This is a genomic window from Halomicronema sp. CCY15110 (assembly GCF_016888165.1).
GTDB lineage: Bacteria > Cyanobacteriota > Cyanobacteriia > Phormidesmidales > Phormidesmidaceae > Halomicronema.
Window position 1 is genome coordinate 1 of sequence record NZ_JACSWC010000042.1, and the last position, 365, is coordinate 365.

Sequence of the window (365 nt, forward strand, 5' to 3'; positions counted from 1 at the left end):
CGCTCGTCCATGCGCCGCAGGGCCACCCGGGTTTCTGGGTGAGCGCGTTTGAACTCGGCAATCAGCTTTCCCACGGTTGGCTGCTCGGTGCCGATCACCATGCCCACGGTCAGCGAATCGATACCGTCTACCGTCCCCGCCTGGGCGGCCCGCACGGCCATATCGGCGTAGGCTACCGCCTTGCGGGCCGAGTCGAGGAACCCCTGGCCAGCCCTCGTCAATGACACCTCGCGGGAGGTACGGTGCAGCAGCTTTACGTGTATATCGGCCTCTAGCTCGCTGAGCAGGCGGCTGATGGCCGGTTGCGAGATACCGCAGCGCTGGGCGGCGCGGCCAAAGTGCAGTTCTTCCGCCAGGGCAATGAA

General features: G+C 65.8%; 1 protein-coding gene. It reads right to left on the minus strand.

Annotated elements, in window-relative coordinates:
• Positions 1-365: LysR family transcriptional regulator (locus JUK32_RS00285; RefSeq protein ID WP_204136872.1), on the minus strand; the 365-nt coding region annotated here is incomplete at both ends.